Origin of the sequence: Leptothrix ochracea (genome assembly GCF_041083635.1) — a bacterium.
GTDB classification, from domain to species: domain Bacteria; phylum Pseudomonadota; class Gammaproteobacteria; order Burkholderiales; family Burkholderiaceae_C; genus Sphaerotilus; species Sphaerotilus ochraceus.
In genome coordinates this window covers 13,244-31,213 of the sequence record NZ_JBFPHB010000013.1, presented here as the reverse complement: position 1 = coordinate 31,213, position 17,970 = coordinate 13,244, and the positions used below count along the sequence as shown (strand labels likewise).

Genomic DNA, 17,970 nt, shown 5'->3' with positions numbered 1-17,970 from the left:
CTTCAGCGCAGAAAGCCGGGTGACGTCCGGCTGCTCAGCATCAGACGCAAATGGGGTGCTCGTTGCCAGAGATAGATCTCCTCGCCAAGCAAGTGGGTGGTGCGCAGATGAAGGCTGGTGCCACCTTCAGGAAGATGGATGCGTACCTGCTGTCGGTCCACATGGAGCGTCGTGCCTTGGGAGAGTCCCTGATCTCGACCATGGCAGATCAACGTGGCCAAGCGTAGGCACAACATTTGATGAATCTGGGTGTCATCCCAGGGCGTGCCATGTTCGCTCGGTAGAGGACCCTGATGCGTGCCAATCAGGGCTGCGATGCGTTGTTGCTCGTTGTACGAAAAGCCTGGTGCATCGGCGTGTTCCACCAAGTAGGCGCCATGGCGGTGCGGCTCATGGTGTGACACCAAGCGTCCCGTTTCGTGGAGCGCGGCTGCCCAACCGAGTTGTTGGCGAGCTTCGCGCGGGGCACAGGGCCACGCCTGATCGAACAACATCAAGGCCACGGCATGGACCCGGCGTGCTTGACGCCCATCGACTTGAAACCGGGTTTGCAGGGTTTGAACCGTGAGGTCGCGCAAGTCGGTGGGTGAGGGGCGACCAGGCAGAATGTGCTGAGCATTGAGCCGGTCATCAAGGTCGAACACCACGCCTTGACGCAGGGCTCCCCGGGCTGGCAAGAGGGACTGAATGTCCAGATGGATCGCCAAGGTGTACAGGATCGCCAAGCCGCTGGCCAGCACAGCGCGGTGACCCGGTTCAAGCCCCGGCAGATCGAGTCGATCGAGTCGGCCTGCTTGGAGGCAGGCTTCGATGCACCAGCGCAGACCGGCTGGAGTGACGGTGCCGTCGGTGATCTTGTTGACGTAAAGAATGTCGGCAATGGAGGCCACCGTGCCTGAAGAGCCCAAGGCTTCTTGCCAGTGCGAGGCTCCGAAGGTGCCAAGTCCGGGGCCAAAGCAGGCCGCAGCGGTGATTTGAGCGGCTCTGAAGGCTTCGGGGGTATAGCGTCCATCGGGGAAATGGCGCTGGGCCAAGCTGATGCAGCCGACCCCAAAGGATTCGGTGGCCGTAGCCTCTGCGCCACGACCCAGAATCAATTCGGTGGAGCGCCCCCCGATGTCGATGACCAGTCGGGTGCGCTTGGCGGGCTGAAGGCGCGAAACGCCCAAGTAGATCAAGCGGGCCTCTTCGCGCCCGCCAATCAGGTCAATCGGATGCCCGAGGACCAATTCAGCACGATGAACAAAACTGTCTCGATTCACGGCCTCGCGCAAGGTTTGGGTGGCCACCACCCGAACTTGGGCCTCAGGGACGGCATCCAGACGATCTCGAAAGCGTGCCAGGCAGGCCAAGCCGCGCCGCATCGCGTCTTCGTTCAACCGTCCGTGACGACTCAGACCTGCACCAAGCCGCACCGATTCTTTCAAGTAGTCCTGCCGCAGATAGCGGCCTTGGCGTAGACGGCTGATCTCAAGTCGGAAGCTGTTGGAGCCGAGATCCAACGCAGCATAAAGACGACCGTCAAGCGTATGAGATGGCGTAGCGAGCATGGTCCGAAGAGTCCCTGTGGTGCAGAGCAAGGGTTGAATTCCTAGAATGGCGACCCCAGCGCATGAAAGAAATCGTTATGGATCGTGATGATGCCCGTCCCTTGGAAATTGACGCACCGACGCCGTCACAGAATTACAACAGGCGCGATTTTGTGCGCACTGGATTAGGTGTTGGTTTTGCAGCGGCTGTTTTGCCCGTTTTGGCGCAGACCGCCCAGCATACCGATACCCGTGGTTTGGTGGCAGGAGAGGTGACGATCGCGGTGGCTGATTTCCAAATGCCGGCCTATCGTGCAGTGCCGACAGGTCCCGGGCCATGGCCGGTGGTGCTTTTGGCGAGTGAAATATTCGGCGTCCATGCGTACATCGCGGATGTGGCACGCCGCTTGGCCCACCAAGGCTATTTGGTGGTGGCCCCTGAACTTTTCGCCCGTCAAGGCGATGCGGGCAGCTATGGCGAAATCGCCAAGCTGATGAGCGAGGTGGTTTCGAAAGTGCCCGATGCTCAAGTGTTGGCTGATTTGGACGCTTGCGCGGCTTGGGCCACGACCCAAGGCGGCGATCTGAATCGCTTGGGGGTGAGCGGCTTTTGCTGGGGCGGGCGCATCAGTTGGCTTTATGCCGCACATAACCCGCGTCTCAAAGCGGCGGTGGCTTGGTATGGCCGTTTGACGGGTCCGGTGAATGAGCGCTCACCGGTGCATCCGCTGGATGTTGCGGCCAAGTTGTTTGCGCCGGTCCTGGGGTTGTATGGCGGGCAGGATGTCGGTATTCCGTTGGCGCAGGTCGAACAAATGAAGTTAGGCTTAGCAAAGGGGACCAAAGCGGCCCAAGCCTCCGATTTCGTGGTTTACCCTGATGCCCCTCACGCTTTTCACGCGGATTACCGCCCGAGTTATCGCAAAGAAGCGGCCGAGGACGGTTGGCGGCGTAGCCTCGCATGGCTGCGTTCCCATGGCGTGGCTTGATCACCCCAGAAAGATTGCATGACCCTGTTGTTCATCGTGTTGGCCACCTTTGCAGGTGGTGTGCTGTCGGTCTTTATTGCCGCATTTCTGACGTATCAGGTGCTGGGGCGCGTGGTGCCGCACATGGTCAGCCTCTCGACCGGGGTGTTGCTTGGGACGGCCCTGTTGCATGTTTTGCCGGAAGCGTTTGAAAGCCATGCCGATGCCCATGAGCTTTTTCTGACCCTGCTCGTGGGCCTGCTGTTTTTCTTCATGCTCGAAAAGGCCGAGCTTTATCGCCACGGTCACCACCACGAAGGCGATGACCCGGCCCATCATCACCATCACGGGTTTGACGCGCAGCAAGCGGGGCGCGGTGGCTGGAGCGTGCTGGTGGGCGACAGCATCCACAACTTCTGCGACGGTATCTTGATCGCTGCGGCGTTCCTGACCGACGTTCAACTGGGCTGGATCACGGCGATTGCAGCGATTGCCCATGAGATTCCCCAGGAAGTGGGCGACACCATCGTGTTGCTTAACGCTGGCTTCTCTCGCACCCGGGCCTTGCTTTACAACGCGCTCTCCGGGGTGGCTGCGGTGGTGGGTGGGGTGTTGGGGTATTACGTCATCGGACCTTTTCAGGACCTGCTGCCGTATTTTCTGGTGGCCGCATCAAGCAGTTTCATCTACATCGCGGTGGCCGATTTGATCCCGCAGTTGCAACGCCGCCTGCACTGGCGCGAAACCTTGTCGCAATTGATCTGGTTGGCGGCTGGACTGGGGTCAATCTCGCTTATCGTGAGCGGTATGCATGCGCATTGAGCGCTTTTTGATGTTCTGAATCGATCAACAAGGACGATATGGGTTTGACGAAGATGGGTGGCCGCCGTGACGGGTCATCGATGGCACGGTGGGTTGGCCTGAGTTTGGGCTTGAGCTTGGGGGTGTGGATGTCGGCCCAAGCCCAAGGGGGCGCGGCGGCGCCAGCGGCCTCAACCGCTGCGTCCGCCAAGACGCCGATATTTGTCCTCAACTCGCTCGACGCCACGCTGAGCGTGATTGATCCGGTGGCGCTGACTGAGATCAAGCGCGTGCCGGTGGGCAAAGAGCCGCATCACCTCTACCTTTCGCCGGACGAGAAATCGCTCTTGGTGGCCAATGCGCTGGGCAATTCGCTCACCTTGGTTGATCCGCGCACGGGCGATATCCAACGCACGATCAACGACATCGTCGATCCCTATCAGCTGCGTTTTTCACCCGACATGAAGTGGTTTGTGACCGCCGCCAATCGGCTCAACCACATCGATATCTACAAGGTGATTCGTCCGGCAGGGGGCGGCTTCGAGCTGCAACTGGCCAAGCGCGTGCCGGCAGGTAAAACGCCGAGCCACGTGATCATCGACAGCAAAAGCACGGTGGTTTACGCCAGCTTGCAAGACAGCGACCAGCTGATCGCCATTGATTTGGCCACCCAAACCCCGCGTTGGACGCACCCCTCGGGCAAGATGCCGGCCGACGTGTTTCTCAGTGCCGATGACAAAACCTTGTTGGTTGGTTTGACGGGGGACTCGGTGGTCGAGGCGTGGGACGTGCAAGGGGCCGAGCCCAAGCTGATCAAGCGCATCCCGACCGGCGACGGCGCGCACGCTTTCCGCGCTTGGGGCGACAAGCGCCATGTGCTGGTGAGCAACCGCGTGGCCAACTCCATCAGTCGCATCGACATCCAAACCCTGAGTGTGACCGACACTTATCCGGGGCCGAGTGGTCCCGATTGCATGGATTTGTCGGCCGACCGCAAGTTCATCTATGTGGCTTCGCGCTGGGCGCGCAAGCTCACGGTGATCGACACGGCGTCGAAGAAAGTGGTGCAGCAAATCAATGTGGGCAAATCGCCCCATGGGGTTTGGATGCTGGATCACGCCCCCCGTCAATAAGGCGCTTGTATGAATCTTCTGTCGCGTTGTGGGCTTGGCCAGGCCGTGGTCGCTTTGATGGCGGCGGGTGCGGTCGCTTCCATGGGGTCGGCGATGGCGGCTCCGGTGGAGCCCGCGCTGCTCAACCCGCCCCGTTGCGCCAAACCCATTTTTCTGACCTTTGACACCGGCCACATGGGCGTGGCACCGCTGATCGCTGAGGTCTTGCAGCGCCATCAGATCAAGGTGACTTTCTTCATGGCCAACGAGCGCACCGCCGATGGCGGCAGCCTCGACGACCACTGGGCACCGTGGTGGAAGGCGCGCGCCGACGAAGGCCACCTTTTTGGCAGCCACACGTGGGATCACGTGGGCTGGCGGCGCGATCTGCCAGATGGGCGCTTTGAGATGAAGGCGTCGTTTGGTCCGCAGGCTGGCAAGACGCAGGTTTGGGATGCCACCCAGTTCTGCACCGAACTGAATCGGCCGGCCCAGCGGTTTGCCGAGATGAGCGGCGGGCGCAGCATCGCGCCGATCTTTCGCGCCCCCGGTGGCAAGGTGTCACCGCAGTTGGAGGCGGCTGCCAAGCAATGCGGCTATCGCATGGTGCCGTGGAGCCCAGCGGGCTTTTTGGGCGATGAATTGCCCAGCGAGCGCTATCCCAACGCCCAGCTGCTGGCCAAGGCGCTGCGCGACATTCGCCCCGGCGACATCTTGGCGGCGCACTTAGGGATCTGGTCGCGCCAAGACCCTTGGGCACCGGCGGTGCTTGAGCCGCTGGTCACGGGTTTGCTGAAAAAAGGCTACTGCTTTGCCACCTTGGCAGAGCATCCCGATTACCGGGACTGGATTCGCACGGGGGGTGTGAAGGCCGGTGTAAAAGCCGGTGTGAACGCTGGTGTGAAGCTCTGAAGAAACGGGTGTGGCGATGATCGATGCTCTGACGTCGGCGTTTTCAGCGGCGCAGCAAACCTTGTTCGAGCACGTGGTGCAGCCGCTGGTGTTTGCCACGGGCGGTGGCTCCATCCTCGAAGACGCCTATGACGCCACCGGCTGGCTGCTGGTGGGGCTGATCCAGCTGGCGGTGATGCTGGCGCTGATCGGGCCCTTGCAGCGTTGGCGGCCGATTGAAGTCTGGCCTGATCAACGCGCCGTGCGCGTCGATGTGCTCTACACCCTGCTGCACCGCTTGGGGCTGATCCGGCTGGCCTTGTTCTTCACGGTCGATCCGTTTTGGAACGATCTCTGGGGCTGGTTGGCGGTGCAAGGTGTGGCGGGCGTGCAGCTTGACGCTTGGGTTGCCCCGCTGTGGGTCGGGGTGACCGATACGGCGCTGGCGGGCTTTTTGGTCTACTTGGTGGCCTTTGACTTGGCCGATTACGGCTTGCACCGGGCGCAGCACCGTTTCAACTGGTGGTGGGCCTTGCATGCTGTGCACCACAGCCAGCGCCAGATGACGATGTGGACCGACAGCCGCAATCACTTGCTCGACGATCTGCTGCGCGACGCCTTGATGGTGACGCTGGGCCATGCGATCGGCGTGGCTCCGGGGCAGTTTGTGGCGGTGGTGGCGTGTACGCAGTTGGTCGAGAACCTGTCGCACGCCAATGCCCGCTTGTCTTTTGGCTGGTTGGGTGCGCGCTTGGTGGTTGGGCCCCGGTTCCACCGTGTGCATCACGGCGTTGGTATCGGCCACGAGTCCCAAGGCCAAGGCACGCTGGGTGGGCACAATTTTGCGGTGCTGCTGCCGGTGTGGGACATGCTCTTTCGCACGGCCCGTTTTGACGGTGGCAACGAGCCCACCGGCATCCGCGATCAAGCACCCGAAGCGGGCGGGCGCGACTACGGCGAGGGCTTTTGGGCTCAGCAGTGGTTGGGGTTGAAGCGGTTGCTGTTTTTCAAGAAAGATCGTTCATGACGGCTGTCTCTCCTCCCCAAGCTGCCCCGCGTTTTGCGTTGATCATCGTGGGCGACGAAATTCTCTCGGGCAAGCGCCAAGATCGGCACATGGCCAAAGTCATCGAGTTGCTGACGGCGCGCGGGTTGATGCTGGACGCGGTGCGCTATGTCGGTGACGACCGGTCGCGCATCACGGCGGCTTTGCAGGACGCCTTTGCCAGCGGGGATGTGGTGTTTTGCTGTGGTGGTATCGGCGCCACGCCTGACGACCACACGCGCGCATGTGCCGCCCAAGCCTTGGGTCGGCCGCTGGAGGCGCATCCGCAAGCGGTTGAGCTGATCCACGAGCGCATGCGTGAACTGGCCGAGCAGCGTGGCGAGGCCTATCAGCCGGAGCATCCGGACAACATCCATCGCCTGAACATGGCGTATTTCCCCGCTGGGGCCGAGATCATTCCGAACCCCTACAACCGGATTGCTGGTTTCTCGGTGGGCAGTGTGCATTTCGTGCCCGGATTCCCGGTGATGGCGCATCCGATGATCGAGGCCTTGCTGGACGGTCGCTACGCGGCGTTGCACGGCGGCCAAGCGCAAGGGGAACGCTCCGTGATCGTTTTCGGGGCGATGGAGGCCAGTCTCACGCCGCTGATGATCGAGATCGAAGCCAGTTTTGCGGGCATCAAGGTGTTCAGTTTGCCCAGCGTCGATCACCCGCAGTACGGGCGGCACATCGAATTGGGTGTCAAAGGGCGTGACCCACAGCTGCTGGCGGCCTTCGATGCTTTGAAACAGGGCTTGGTGCAGGTGTCTGCCAAGCTTGGCCCCGAAATGGTGCGCGGTGCTTGAGCGCTCCTGCTCGGCATTGGTGCCCTTGTTTGCACCAATGTGGTGCAATGCGGGTCCATGCGGCCCGGGCGCGTGCGGATTCGCTTCCATGAGGCCGCTTGGGTCGGCGGCATGCTTTCTGCTACATTGCCGGGCGCCCCGTTGCACAGCGCGGGACACACTACCGCTCAACGCATATTTTTCATCTCCCTAGGAGCCCTCTGATGGCCAAGAACGTCGCCGACGTGATGAAGCTGGTGAAAGAAAACGAAGTCAAGTTCGTTGATTTCCGCTTCACAGACACCCGTGGCAAGGAACAGCACGTTTCCGTGCCCATTTCTGCTTTTGACGAAGACAAATTCGCGTCGGGTCATGCGTTCGACGGATCTTCGATCGCTGGCTGGAAGGGCATCGAAGCTTCGGACATGATCCTGTTGCCGGATCCCAATACCGCCAACATCGACCCGTTCTTCGATGAACCGACCCTGATCCTCACCTGTGATGTGATCGAGCCGGGTGACGGCAAGCCCTACGAGCGCGATCCGCGCTCCTTGGCCAAGCGCGCCGAAGCCTACATGAAGTCCACCGGCTTGGGCGACACCGCCTACTTCGGTCCGGAACCTGAATTCTTCGTCTTCGACAGCGTGCGTTGGAACGCCGATATGTCGGGTTGCTTCGTTTCGATCGAATCGGAAGAAGCGGCTTGGAACACCGGCAAGGACTACGAGCACGGCAACAAGGGCTTCCGCCCGACCGTCAAGGGCGGCTACTTCCCCGTGCCCCCGGTCGATTCCGGCCAAGACATGCGTTCGGAAATGTGCTTGATCTTGGAAGCCATGGGCATCCCGGTTGAAGTGCATCACCACGAAGTGGCCAACGCGGGTCAGATGGAAATCGGCACCAAGTTCAGCACGCTGATCCAGCGCGCTGACTGGGTTCAGCTGCAAAAGTACATCATCCATAACGTCGCGGCAGCCTACGGCAAGACCGCCACGTTCATGCCCAAGCCCATCGTTGGCGACAACGGTAGCGGCATGCACGTGCACCAGTCGGTGTGGAAAGACGGCAAGAACTTGTTCGCTGGCGACGGCTATGCAGGTCTGTCGGAATTCGCCCTGTACTACATCGGCGGCATCATCAAGCACGCTCGCGCGCTGAACGCGATCACCAACCCGGGCACCAACAGCTACAAGCGTTTGGTGCCGGGTTACGAAGCTCCGGTGAAGTTGGCTTACTCGGCCAAGAACCGCTCGGCTTCGATCCGTATCCCGCACGTGCCGAACCCGAAGGGCCGTCGCGTCGAAGCCCGTTTCCCCGATCCTTTGATGAACCCGTACTTGGGTTTTGCCGCGCTGTTGATGGCCGGTCTGGACGGCGTGGAAAACAAGATCCATCCGGGCGAGCCCGCCACGAAGGATCTGTATCACCTGCCGCCAGAAGAAGACGCGCTGATCCCGACCGTGTGCTCGAGCTTGGAGCAGTCGCTCGAATACTTGGACAAGGGTCGTGCCTTCCTGACCAAGGGTGGCGTGTTCACCGATTCGTACATTGATGCCTACATCGAGTTGAAGATGCAAGAAGTCACGCGCATGCGCATGACAACTCATCCGATCGAGTTCGACATGTACTACAGTCTGTGAGGCTTTTTGGTCGCTCCTAAGGCGGCCAACTTGCTCGCGCACACGACGAGAGACGGCCGCCAAGGCCGTCTCTTTTTTTGCGCCATACTCGCCTCGCTTGGAAATCATGATCACTGGAGTTCATTGAATGTCACGCATCGTGCTGTGGTCTGTTGCTGGTGTGTTGGGCTTGACCTTGAGCTCGGCCCATGCTCAGGACCGTCAGGTGTACCGATGCCCCGGCAATCTGTACACCGATCAGATCAGTGTCAAAGAGGCTGCGGCCCGGGGTTGCAAGACCTTGGATGGTGCGCCGGTCACGGTCGTTCAATCGTCCACCCCTCGTCGAGCGGGGTCGTCCGCGGCGGGAGGCGCTTCGGGCCCAGCCAGTGCGGTGCGGGTCGATCCAGCTGAGCAGCGTGCCCGTGACAGCGATGCGCGACGTATCTTGGAAGCCGAGTTGCGCAAGGACGAAGAGCGGCTGGCGCAGATGCAGAAGGATTACAACGGCGGCGAGCCTGAGCGTCGTGGCGAGGAGCGTAATTTCTCGCGTTACCAAGAACGGGTCGCTGACATGAAGGCCGCCATTGCGCGCAAAGAAGCCGACATTGCGGCGATTCGGCGTGAGCTTTCCAAAGTGGCCGCGCCATGAACACCCTTGCGCGCAGCCCATCGGCTTTCGATGCTTTTGATCATCTCGCCACCATGGTGGCCGTGATCGATGTCAAAGGACAGTGCGTCTTTGCCAATGCTGCGTTTGAAAACACCTTGGGGTTGCCACGGCGTCACTTGCAGCAGCAGTGTGTGTTTGACTGGTTCATTCAGCGCTCCTTGCTCATGAGCACCGTGCAGGCTGTGGTCGATAACGAATACAGCACCGGGCGCTTTGATGCCAGCTTGCGCCAGCCCCATGTGCTGAGCCAAGAGCCGCTGCCGGTGCATGTGATCGTGACTCAGATCGAGCGCAGTCAGCAGCAGGTGTTGCTGGAGGTGGTGGAGATCAAGCAGCAGGCTCGCCAAGACCGTGAAACCCGGACTTTGGACCAGGCTCGGATGACCAAGGAGCTGATCCGTAATTTGGCGCACGAGATCAAAAACCCGCTCGGTGGTATCCGGGGAGCGGCGCAGTTGTTGGAGATGGATCTCAACGACAAGGCCTTGATCGAATACACCCAAGTCATCATCCACGAGGTGGATCGGCTTCAGGGTTTGGTGGACCGGTTGCTCGCACCGCATCGTCGGCCGCAAATGGTGGCTGACGTCAATATCCACGAGGTGCTAGAGCGCGTGCGTGCCTTGGTGCTGATCGAGTGCCCCAAGGGTTTGGAGCTTGTGCGCGACTACGATATTTCTCTGCCCGAGTTCCGGGGGGACCGTGAGCAGTTGATTCAAGCCGTGCTCAATGTGACGCAAAACGCTGCTCAAGCTTTGGCAGCTCGCCGCCAAGAAGGCTCGGCTCGCATCATTCTCCGTACCCGCGCAGCGCGGCAGATCACCATTGGTCTGCATCGCTACCGACTGGCACTGGAATTGCATATCGAGGACAACGGACCCGGCGTCGCCGCCGAGATTCGTGATCGCATCTTCTTCCCGCTGGTTTCCGGCCGGGACGGCGGGTCGGGCTTGGGACTGACGCTGGCGCAGGATTTCATCCAGCAGCACCGGGGCACGATTGAATGTGAGAGCGAACCTGGGCGGACGTTGTTTCGGATCCTGATTCCGTTGCCGTGATTCCGGGTGTGCATGGTGCCCGGCCCGGTGACACGCCAAGGACATGCAAGGGAAACGGGCAAGACATGAAATCCATCTGGATCGTTGATGACGACCAATCTATCCGCTTCGTTTTAGAGAAGGCGCTCGCTCGGGAGGGCCTGCCCGTGCGCAGTTTCACCAACCCACGCGACGTTTTGGTCGCTTTGCAAGAGGATTCCCCGCAGGTGTTGGTGAGTGACATCCGCATGCCGGGTGGCTCGGGCATCGACCTGCTGGGGCGTGCCAAGACGATGTATCCGGGGTTGCCCGTGATCATCATGACGGCTTATTCCGACCTGGATAGCGCGGTTTCGGCCTTCCAAGGCGGTGCTTTCGAGTATCTGCCCAAGCCCTTTGATCTGACCAAGGCGGTCGAGCTGATCCGTCGGGCCGCCGAAGAAAGCTTGCGCGAAGAACTGATCGACGAAAGCACCACCGAGATGCCTGAAATGCTCGGTCAGGCGCCGGCGATGCAAGACGTCTTCCGTGCCATCGGGCGGCTGAGCCAGAGCCAAGTCACGGTGCTGATCACCGGTGAATCGGGCTCAGGCAAGGAGCTGGTGGCGCGGGCGCTGCACAAGCACAGTCCGCGCGCGGAAGGCCCCTTCGTGGCGATCAATACGGCGGCGATTCCAAAGGACTTGCTGGAAAGCGAGCTGTTTGGCCATGAGCGCGGTGCCTTCACGGGCGCCCAAGCCATGCGTCGGGGTCGTTTTGAGCAAGCCGACAACGGCACGCTGTTTCTGGATGAAATCGGCGACATGCCCTTCGATTTGCAGACCCGTCTTTTGCGGGTGCTCAGCGACGGGCAGTACTACCGCGTGGGGGGGCATCAGCCGATCAAGACCCATGTTCGAGTGATTGCTGCCACGCATCAAAACTTGGAAGAACGGGTGCGTGAGGGGGTTTTTCGCGAGGACTTGTTCCATCGCTTGAATGTGATCCGCCTGCGCTTGCCACCTTTGCGGGAACGCCGCGAAGACATTGCTGGTCTGACGCGCCATTTCTTGGCTCGCAGTGCCAAAGAATTGGGTGTTGAAGCGAAACGAATTTCCGAAGCTGCTTTGCTGCGGGTGATGGATTTCGACTTTCCTGGCAACGTACGTCAGCTGGAAAATGTGTGCCATTGGTTGACCGTGATGGCGCCGGCGCAGGTGGTCGATCCGAAGGATTTGCCACCAGAGATCCTTGGATCGCCGCCAGCCAGTTTGCCCATGTCACCGGGCGCCGGGGTGTTGCGCACCGGGCCCGCAGAGCCCCATCTGGTGACTGCGGCCATGATGCCTGCGGTGTCTTCGGTGGAGGGTTTGAGCACTGCGCATGCCATGGGAGAGGGCTGGTTGCTTGATCTGGAGCGCCAAGCTCGCAGCCTGCTGGAGCGCGGTGAGCCTGAGATATGGGACCGCTTGGCGCGGGACTTTGAGGGGCAGCTCATCCGCACGGCCCTGTCCATGACCAAGGGGCGCCGCATCGAAGCGGCCCACAAGTTAGGGATTGGCCGCAACACGATCACCCGCAAGATTCAAGATCTGGGGCTGGAAGACTAAGGGGTGGGCGGGGCTTGACCTATCTCAAAGAGTGGTCTGAGGAGTTGGGAGACAGTGCGCCCACAATTTTTACTTGGGTTTTGACGTGCCTGCCGATGCCTTGGCTTTTCTGGATGGTGCCCAAGCCTTGCCGCGTCCGCGTCGCAGGGTGTCCGGGCCGCCTCCCCCTCCTGCTGATCCCACGCCGTGGGAGAAAGTTTTTGGAGCTCCCCTCACCGCTGAGGAATGGGGAGTCTTGGCTCGCTTAGCGATCCGCCGCGAAGTGTCTGCGGGTGAATCCGTGCTGGATCGATGGGGGATTGCTCAGCATTTGGTGGTGCTGCTGCGTGGTGATGTGGTGCTGGGTTCTCGGGTCATGGATGGTGAGTTGCGTACCGAGCGCACGCTGACGGGGCCCGCATGGTTGGATCTGAGCTCGGCTTGGCTGGCTGAGCCGCATGCCATGGAGGCCCAAGCACTGTCTGATGTGACGGTGGCCGAGTTGCCCTTGGATGCTTTGCGCCTGCAACTGGCCGCGCATGCCTCTCTGTCGGCGCGGTTGTGTGTGTGTTTGGCCCAACAAATCGGGGTCCTGACGGGGGCCTCGCGTAATTTGTTGCACAACGATGCTTCGGCCCGATTTGCGCAGTGGTTGTTGCAACGCTGTCCGCCGGGTGAGAGCTTGACTTGTGAAGTTCGCTTGCAAGAACGCAAGCGTGATATTGCGCAACAACTGGCGATGACCCCCGAGACCCTTTCTCGCTTGATCCGCAACCTTGAACAGCGCGGGCTCATCAGCATGCAGGGATACACCGTCCGGATTCAGAACCGGTCGCAGCTCCAGCGTTGTGCTGGTGCGACTCGATAGACGGCTCTGAAAAGATACCCCAGAGGGTTCTTGGGGCTGTGATGAAGTGCTTTGGCACTCTTGTTGGGTGAGTGCTAGACTGGGGCAATCTCCACCCTTGTGCCCTCTTCATGAATGCTATGGTTCTTCCTTCTGCTGCTTCGTTAAGCCCCCGGGATCCGTGGGCGATGGTGCCGTCGCTGGGAAATCTGGATGCCTATATTTCGGCCGTGAATCGGTTGCCGATGTTGACGGCAGATGAAGAAGTTTCGCTGGCCCAACGCTTGCAGCAGCACAGTGACTTGGATGCTGCCGGTCGTTTGGTGTTATCGCATCTTCGGCTGGTGGTGTCGCTGTCGCGCCAGTACGTGGGTTATGGCTTGCCTCAAGGTGATCTGATCCAAGAGGGCAATGTGGGCCTCATGAAGGCTGTGAAGCGTTTTGACCCCGAGCAGGGCGTGCGTTTGGTGAGCTACGCCACGCACTGGATCAAGGCAGAGATTCACGAGTACGTGCTGAAAAACTGGCGCATGGTCAAGGTCGCGACGACCAAAGCCCAGCGTAAGTTGTTTTTCAATCTGCGCTCCATGAAGCGCCAGTTCAAGGCTGAGGCCGCCGATGGGCAAACGCATCGGATGTCGCTGTCGGAGGCAGAAATCGAAACGGTCGCCCGTGAGTTGAACGTGGCGCGCGAAGACATCATCGAGATGGAAACCCGTTTCGCTGGGGGTGATGTGGCTTTGGAGGCCGGTTCGGACGATGACGATGAGGCCGTCGCACCCATCGCCTATTTGGCCGATGAACGCCAAGAGCCGACTCGATTGCTGGAAGCTCGTCGCATGGATGAGTTGGCTGGGCCGGGATTGTTGCGCGCCTTGGACGCATTGGACGCGCGCAGCCGTCGCATCGTCGAGGAGCGTTGGTTGCATGTCAATGACGATGGCAGCGGTGGCATGACCTTGCACGATTTGGCCGCTGAGTATGGGGTGAGTGCCGAACGCATTCGTCAAATTGAAGTCGCGGCCCTCAAGAAGATGCGCTCAGCTCTTGTTGCGCAAGCCTGATCCTTCTGCCTTGCTGCGGGTTTGGGATCTACCCACCCGTTTGACCCATGGCGCGTTGGTGCTGATGGTGGCCGGGGCGCTCGTCACGGCCAGTGTGGGTGCCGACTGGATGGATTGGCACATGCGCTCTGGTCACGGTGTGGCTGTGCTGCTGCTGTTTCGGTGGGTGTGGGGGTTTGTCGGCGGGTACTGGTCGCGGTTTACAACCCTCATGGTGGGGCCGGTTCAGTGGGTGCGGTATCTGCGTGACGGGTTGCCGCCAACGGTGGGGCATAACCCGTTGGGGGCGCTTTCGGTATGGGGACTCTGGGGGCTCTTGACCCTGATGGTGCTCACGGGATGGGTTGCTGACGATGGGGTTGCCTACGCAGGTCCTTGGGTCCATGGAGTCACCGCCTCGTTTTCTGAAAGCACCACGCATTGGCATCGCCACTGGGGTCAAGGCTTGTTGTGGGGGTGGATCAGTTTGCATCTGGGTGCCGTGATCTATCACCAGCACTTGCGCCATGAAGATCTGATCGGGCCCATGTGGCATGGCGACAAGGTGTATGCGCCGAAGTTGGCAGCAAGTGTGGTGCCATCCGTGGATAACGCGCGCCAGCGGGTCAAGGCCGTGGGTTGGTTTTGTCTTTGTCTGCTGGGTGTCGTTGGCCTTGTCAGCTTGGGGCAAGCGGGCGGCTAAACTCACGCAGATGGAATCGTCTGACCTCCATCTTTTCTCGCCATCGACGCCGATCCATCTTGATGCGACTCAGGCGATCTTCAGAGACTACGCCGATGCTCTTTCGGTGCGCGATGTTCTCGGTGACTTTGAGGGGGAGATGCGGTCCTTACCCGGCTGCTATGCAGAAAGGCAAGGCGGGTTGTTGTTGCTTGCGCAGTGGCGTGGAGCGATTGCCGGATGCGGCGCTTTTCGTCAGCAAGTGGATGTGGATTATCCCAATGCTTGCGAAATGAAGCGCCTGTATGTTCGCCCTGCTTTTCGCCGCCTCGGATTGGGCCGAGTTCTGGTGCGCGTTTTGATGGATCGGGCCTACCAAGCCGGGTATTCGACGATGTTGCTTGATACCTTGGATGATATGGAAACGGCGCGCGAGCTCTATGCCACGCTGGGTTTCATCGAGGTACCCCCCTACCATTACAGTCCGGTCCCCGGAGCGCACTATCTGAAAGCTGATCTTCAAGGGCCGTTATCCGCCTATTAATCACTGCCCTGAGCCATCTTTGCCATGTTGTGTTCCGCCATTCGTCCGGTTAGCAGGTCTTGTTTGTTGGGTGAATCGCCCTTTTGGCATCCCATCGACCAAGTTTTGTACTGGTGTGACATTCCCGGTCAAAGCCTTCATCGCCTTGATCCTGTGACCGAGCAAGAGCAAGCGTGGCAACTGCCTTGGGAGCCCGGTTGTGTCGTGCCTGCGGCGGAGGGGGGACTTTGGGTCGCGTTGCGCGATGGGGTGCATCGCTTCGATCCTCTGGTGGGGCAGTGCGTTGAACTGCTTGCTGCTGCACCATATGACGTGCGCCAAGAGCGATTCAATGACGGCAAATGTGATCCCCAAGGTCGTTTTTGGGTCGGTACCCTCTACGAGCCGCGTGACAAGTTGTTGGCCTCGCTCTATCGATTGGATCCGAATGGTTTCAAGGCTTGTGCCTCGGATGTCACGACTGCCAATGGGTTGGCGTGGAGCGTGGATGGTCGAACGATGTATTGGTCCGATACCAAGGCCCATCGCATTGATGCCTTTGACGTTGATCCTGCTGCGGGTGCCATCAGTCGACGACGTGTGTTTGCCACGTTCCCTTTGCGTCATCCCGAGCAATCCCTTGAAACTTATGGGGGGCGGCCCGATGGCGCTGCGATGGATCAAGAGGGTGGCTACTGGGTCGCCATGTACGAAGGGGCTCGCCTTTTGCGCCTGAATGCATCAGGACATGTGACGGATGAAATCGCGTTGCCTGTGCAATGTCCCACCATGCTTACCTTTGGCGGAGAGGATTTACGAACGCTTTACGTCACGACAGCAAGCCATAACCGGCCCGCTGCTGAGCTATTGGCCCAGCCTTGGGCGGGCAGAGTCTTGTCGATGAGGGTCGCTGTTGCTGGGCTCGCAGCACCGTTGGCACGAAGGCTGTGATCCCTTGCGCTAGCTCAAGCCTTGAGAATGTCTGAGGGCGCCGTAAGGGCATCAGGTCGGAATTGCTCGTTTATACGTATACAATGCGGAATTCTGCTGAAAAGCCCAAGCAATTCTCAAAAATGGAACGAAACGTTCGAGCCCATGGCTGGGAAGACGAGGCTGACAAGTACGAGAGTACACCTTTCAAGCGGCTGAGTCGTGAAGATGTGCTTAGCATGAAGTCGCAATTTGCTTCGGTCAGTCCGTGGCGAGTTGTTGGCGTTCAGGTGTTGGTCGGTGTTGTGTTTGCTTTGGTCGCCTTTGGGTGGTCGGGCGAAATCTCTGTAGCTTGGTCTGCGCTCTACGGTGCGGCGGCAGTGGTTGTTCCGGGTGTCTTGATGGCGCGTGGAATGACCAGTCGGCTTTCCTTGGGGTCACCTCTGGCCGGTGCGGCTGGGTTTGTGATCTGGGAGCTGTTGAAAATTGTGGTTTCGGTCGTGATGCTGATGTTGGCGTCACGGGTCGTGCAACATCTTAGTTGGCCGGTTTTGCTGGTGGCTGTGATGTTGTGTATGAAGGTCTATTGGCTTGCGCTCTCGTGGCGGGGTCGTTAAAAGTATCAGAACCATGTCTTCTGCCGAGCAGCATGTCCTCACAGCGAGTGAATACGTCGTTCACCACCTGACCCATCTTCAGAGCGCTAAGCCGAAGTCGATCGTTGACTTTTCGGTGATCAACTACGACTCGCTGATTTTTTCGATCTTGTTGGGTGTCGTGGCTTGCTTTGTTCTGTGGCGCGCTGCGCGTGCGGCGACATCCGGGGTGCCGGGTCGCTTCCAGATCGCCGTTGAAATGCTGGTCGAGATGGTGGAGTCCCAGGCCAAGGGCATCGTGCACAACGCCAACAGTCGCAAGCTGGTTGCTCCTTTGGCGTTGGTCGTCTTTGTCTGGATCTTCATCCTGAATGCCATGGACTTGTTGCCGGTTGATTTGCTCCCGGCGATCTGGAGTTCGATCTACGGTGCGACGGGCCACGATGCGCATCACGCTTACCTGCGTTCTGTGCCGACGGCTGACTTGTCGGTGACCATGGGTCTGTCGGTCGGCGTGTTGCTGGTTTGCTTGGTCTACAACGTCAAGATCAAGGGTATTGGCGGCTGGGTGCATGAGTTGTTCTCTGCGCCGTTCGGTGATCACTGGGCCTTGTATCCCTTCAACTTCATGATGCAAATCATCGAGTTCGTGGCCAAGACTGTTTCGCATGGCATGCGGTTGTTCGGCAACATGTACGCCGGTGAACTCATCTTCTTGCTGATCGCCATGATGGGCGGTGCTTGGTCCTTGAGTGCAACGGGCATCGGTTTGGCCATCGGTCAGATCATCGCTGGTTCGGCTTGGGCGATCTTCCACATCCTGATCATCACCCTGCAAGCCTTCGTGTTCATGATGCTGACGCTGGTGTACATCGGCCAAGCGCATGACGCTCACTGATCGCGCTTTGCGGCGTTGAATCAAGTTAGTCAGTTTTTCCTTTCTCTTTTCCCACATAACCTCTCGAACTAGGAGTCCATCATGGAAGTTATCAGCTTTGTTGCCCTCGCCGCTGGCCTGATCATTGGTCTGGGTGCCGTTGGTGCTTGTATCGGTATCGGCATCATGGGTAGCAAGTACCTTGAGTCGGCTGCTCGCCAGCCTGAACTGATGGGCGAACTGCAAACCAAGATGTTCCTGTTGGCTGGCCTGATTGACGCCGCCTTCATTATCGGTACCGGTGTTGCTCTGTGGTTCGCTACAGCCAATCCGTTCCTGGCTCAGCTCGCTCAGATCGCCGCCAAGTAATTCGCGTCGCCAGCTCCGTTCCTGCTGCGTGCAGAGACGGACTTTCGTCGCGTCCATTACCCATTGAGGCAC

19 protein-coding genes are annotated in these 17,970 nt (G+C 59.7%); 18 read left to right on the top strand and 1 reads right to left on the bottom strand.

The annotated features are described in order from the left end of the window. Positions 1 to 2 precede the first annotated feature (2 nt). The gene (locus AB3X39_RS05640; RefSeq protein WP_369416378.1) at positions 3 to 1,550 is read right to left on the bottom strand and encodes a Ppx/GppA phosphatase family protein; all 1,548 of its coding nucleotides are present in this window, start codon (positions 1,548 to 1,550) and stop codon (positions 3 to 5) included. Positions 1,551 to 1,612: 62 nt separating this feature from the next. On the opposite strand from AB3X39_RS05640, the gene AB3X39_RS05635 reads away from it, so the two are divergent. The 18 genes from AB3X39_RS05635 (at position 1,613) to atpE (ending at position 17,898) form a co-directional block, all read left to right on the top strand. Beyond that, positions 1,613 to 2,518: a dienelactone hydrolase family protein gene (locus AB3X39_RS05635; RefSeq protein ID WP_369416377.1), complete on the top strand. Its 906-nt coding sequence runs from the start codon at positions 1,613 to 1,615 to the stop codon at positions 2,516 to 2,518. An 18-nt stretch (positions 2,519 to 2,536) separates the two neighbouring features. After that, positions 2,537 to 3,319, top strand: a complete 783-nt coding sequence (locus tag AB3X39_RS05630) for a ZIP family metal transporter (protein WP_369416376.1) — start codon at positions 2,537 to 2,539, stop codon at positions 3,317 to 3,319. 128 nt (positions 3,320 to 3,447) lie between these two features. Next, positions 3,448 to 4,431, top strand: coding sequence for a YncE family protein (locus tag AB3X39_RS05625; protein WP_369416471.1), 984 nt, complete (start codon positions 3,448 to 3,450; stop codon positions 4,429 to 4,431). A gap of 81 nt (positions 4,432 to 4,512) precedes the next feature. Further along, positions 4,513 to 5,322 (top strand): polysaccharide deacetylase family protein, encoded by an 810-nt coding sequence (locus AB3X39_RS05620; RefSeq protein ID WP_369416470.1) that lies wholly within the window; start codon positions 4,513 to 4,515, stop codon positions 5,320 to 5,322. A 16-nt stretch (positions 5,323 to 5,338) separates the two neighbouring features. Then, entirely contained in the window at positions 5,339 to 6,328 is a 990-nt protein-coding gene (locus tag AB3X39_RS05615) for a sterol desaturase family protein (RefSeq protein ID WP_369416375.1), read from the top strand. Then, the gene (locus AB3X39_RS05610; protein WP_369416374.1) at positions 6,325 to 7,155 is read left to right on the top strand and encodes a competence/damage-inducible protein A; all 831 of its coding nucleotides are present in this window, start codon (positions 6,325 to 6,327) and stop codon (positions 7,153 to 7,155) included. The genes AB3X39_RS05615 and AB3X39_RS05610 overlap by 4 nt, the downstream gene beginning before the upstream one ends. Before the next feature lie 203 nt (positions 7,156 to 7,358). Beyond that, positions 7,359 to 8,774 carry a type I glutamate--ammonia ligase gene (gene glnA, locus AB3X39_RS05605; RefSeq protein WP_369416373.1) on the top strand — a complete coding sequence of 472 codons (1,416 nt, stop codon included), beginning with the start codon at positions 7,359 to 7,361 and terminating at the stop codon, positions 8,772 to 8,774. Positions 8,775 to 8,901: 127 nt separating this feature from the next. After that, entirely contained in the window at positions 8,902 to 9,405 is a 504-nt protein-coding gene (locus tag AB3X39_RS05600) for a hypothetical protein (RefSeq protein ID WP_369416372.1), read from the top strand. Next, positions 9,402 to 10,484, top strand: a complete 1,083-nt coding sequence (gene glnL / locus AB3X39_RS05595; RefSeq protein ID WP_369416371.1) for a nitrogen regulation protein NR(II) — start codon at positions 9,402 to 9,404, stop codon at positions 10,482 to 10,484. The genes AB3X39_RS05600 and glnL overlap by 4 nt, the downstream gene beginning before the upstream one ends. A 65-nt stretch (positions 10,485 to 10,549) precedes the next feature. Continuing rightward, positions 10,550 to 12,052, top strand: a complete 1,503-nt coding sequence (ntrC, locus tag AB3X39_RS05590; RefSeq protein ID WP_369416370.1) for a nitrogen regulation protein NR(I) — start codon at positions 10,550 to 10,552, stop codon at positions 12,050 to 12,052. An 85-nt stretch (positions 12,053 to 12,137) separates the two neighbouring features. After that, positions 12,138 to 12,899, top strand: a complete 762-nt coding sequence (locus AB3X39_RS05585; protein ID WP_369416369.1) for a Crp/Fnr family transcriptional regulator — start codon at positions 12,138 to 12,140, stop codon at positions 12,897 to 12,899. Positions 12,900 to 13,009: 110 nt separating this feature from the next. Next, complete coding sequence (rpoH, locus tag AB3X39_RS05580; RefSeq protein ID WP_407069043.1) at positions 13,010 to 13,942, top strand: RNA polymerase sigma factor RpoH; 933 nt, start codon at positions 13,010 to 13,012, stop codon at positions 13,940 to 13,942. Then, entirely contained in the window at positions 13,926 to 14,624 is a 699-nt protein-coding gene (locus AB3X39_RS05575; protein WP_369416368.1) for a cytochrome b/b6 domain-containing protein, read from the top strand. Before rpoH ends, AB3X39_RS05575 begins: the two co-directional genes overlap by 17 nt. A 10-nt stretch (positions 14,625 to 14,634) precedes the next feature. Then, on the top strand, positions 14,635 to 15,147 hold the full coding sequence (locus AB3X39_RS05570; protein WP_369416367.1) for a GNAT family N-acetyltransferase: 513 nt from the start codon (positions 14,635 to 14,637) through the stop codon (positions 15,145 to 15,147). A 24-nt stretch (positions 15,148 to 15,171) separates the two neighbouring features. Next, a complete protein-coding gene (locus tag AB3X39_RS05565; protein ID WP_473964891.1) occupies positions 15,172 to 16,077 on the top strand; it encodes an SMP-30/gluconolactonase/LRE family protein in 906 nt (301 codons plus the stop codon). Between the two features lie 83 nt (positions 16,078 to 16,160). Then, complete coding sequence (locus tag AB3X39_RS05560; protein ID WP_369416365.1) at positions 16,161 to 16,673, top strand: ATP synthase subunit I; 513 nt, start codon at positions 16,161 to 16,163, stop codon at positions 16,671 to 16,673. Between the two features lie 13 nt (positions 16,674 to 16,686). Continuing rightward, entirely contained in the window at positions 16,687 to 17,550 is an 864-nt protein-coding gene (atpB, locus tag AB3X39_RS05555; RefSeq protein WP_369416364.1) for a F0F1 ATP synthase subunit A, read from the top strand. Positions 17,551 to 17,631: 81 nt separating this feature from the next. Continuing rightward, entirely contained in the window at positions 17,632 to 17,898 is a 267-nt protein-coding gene (atpE, locus tag AB3X39_RS05550; RefSeq protein ID WP_009453434.1) for a F0F1 ATP synthase subunit C, read from the top strand. The last annotated feature ends 72 nt before the right edge of the window (positions 17,899 to 17,970 follow it).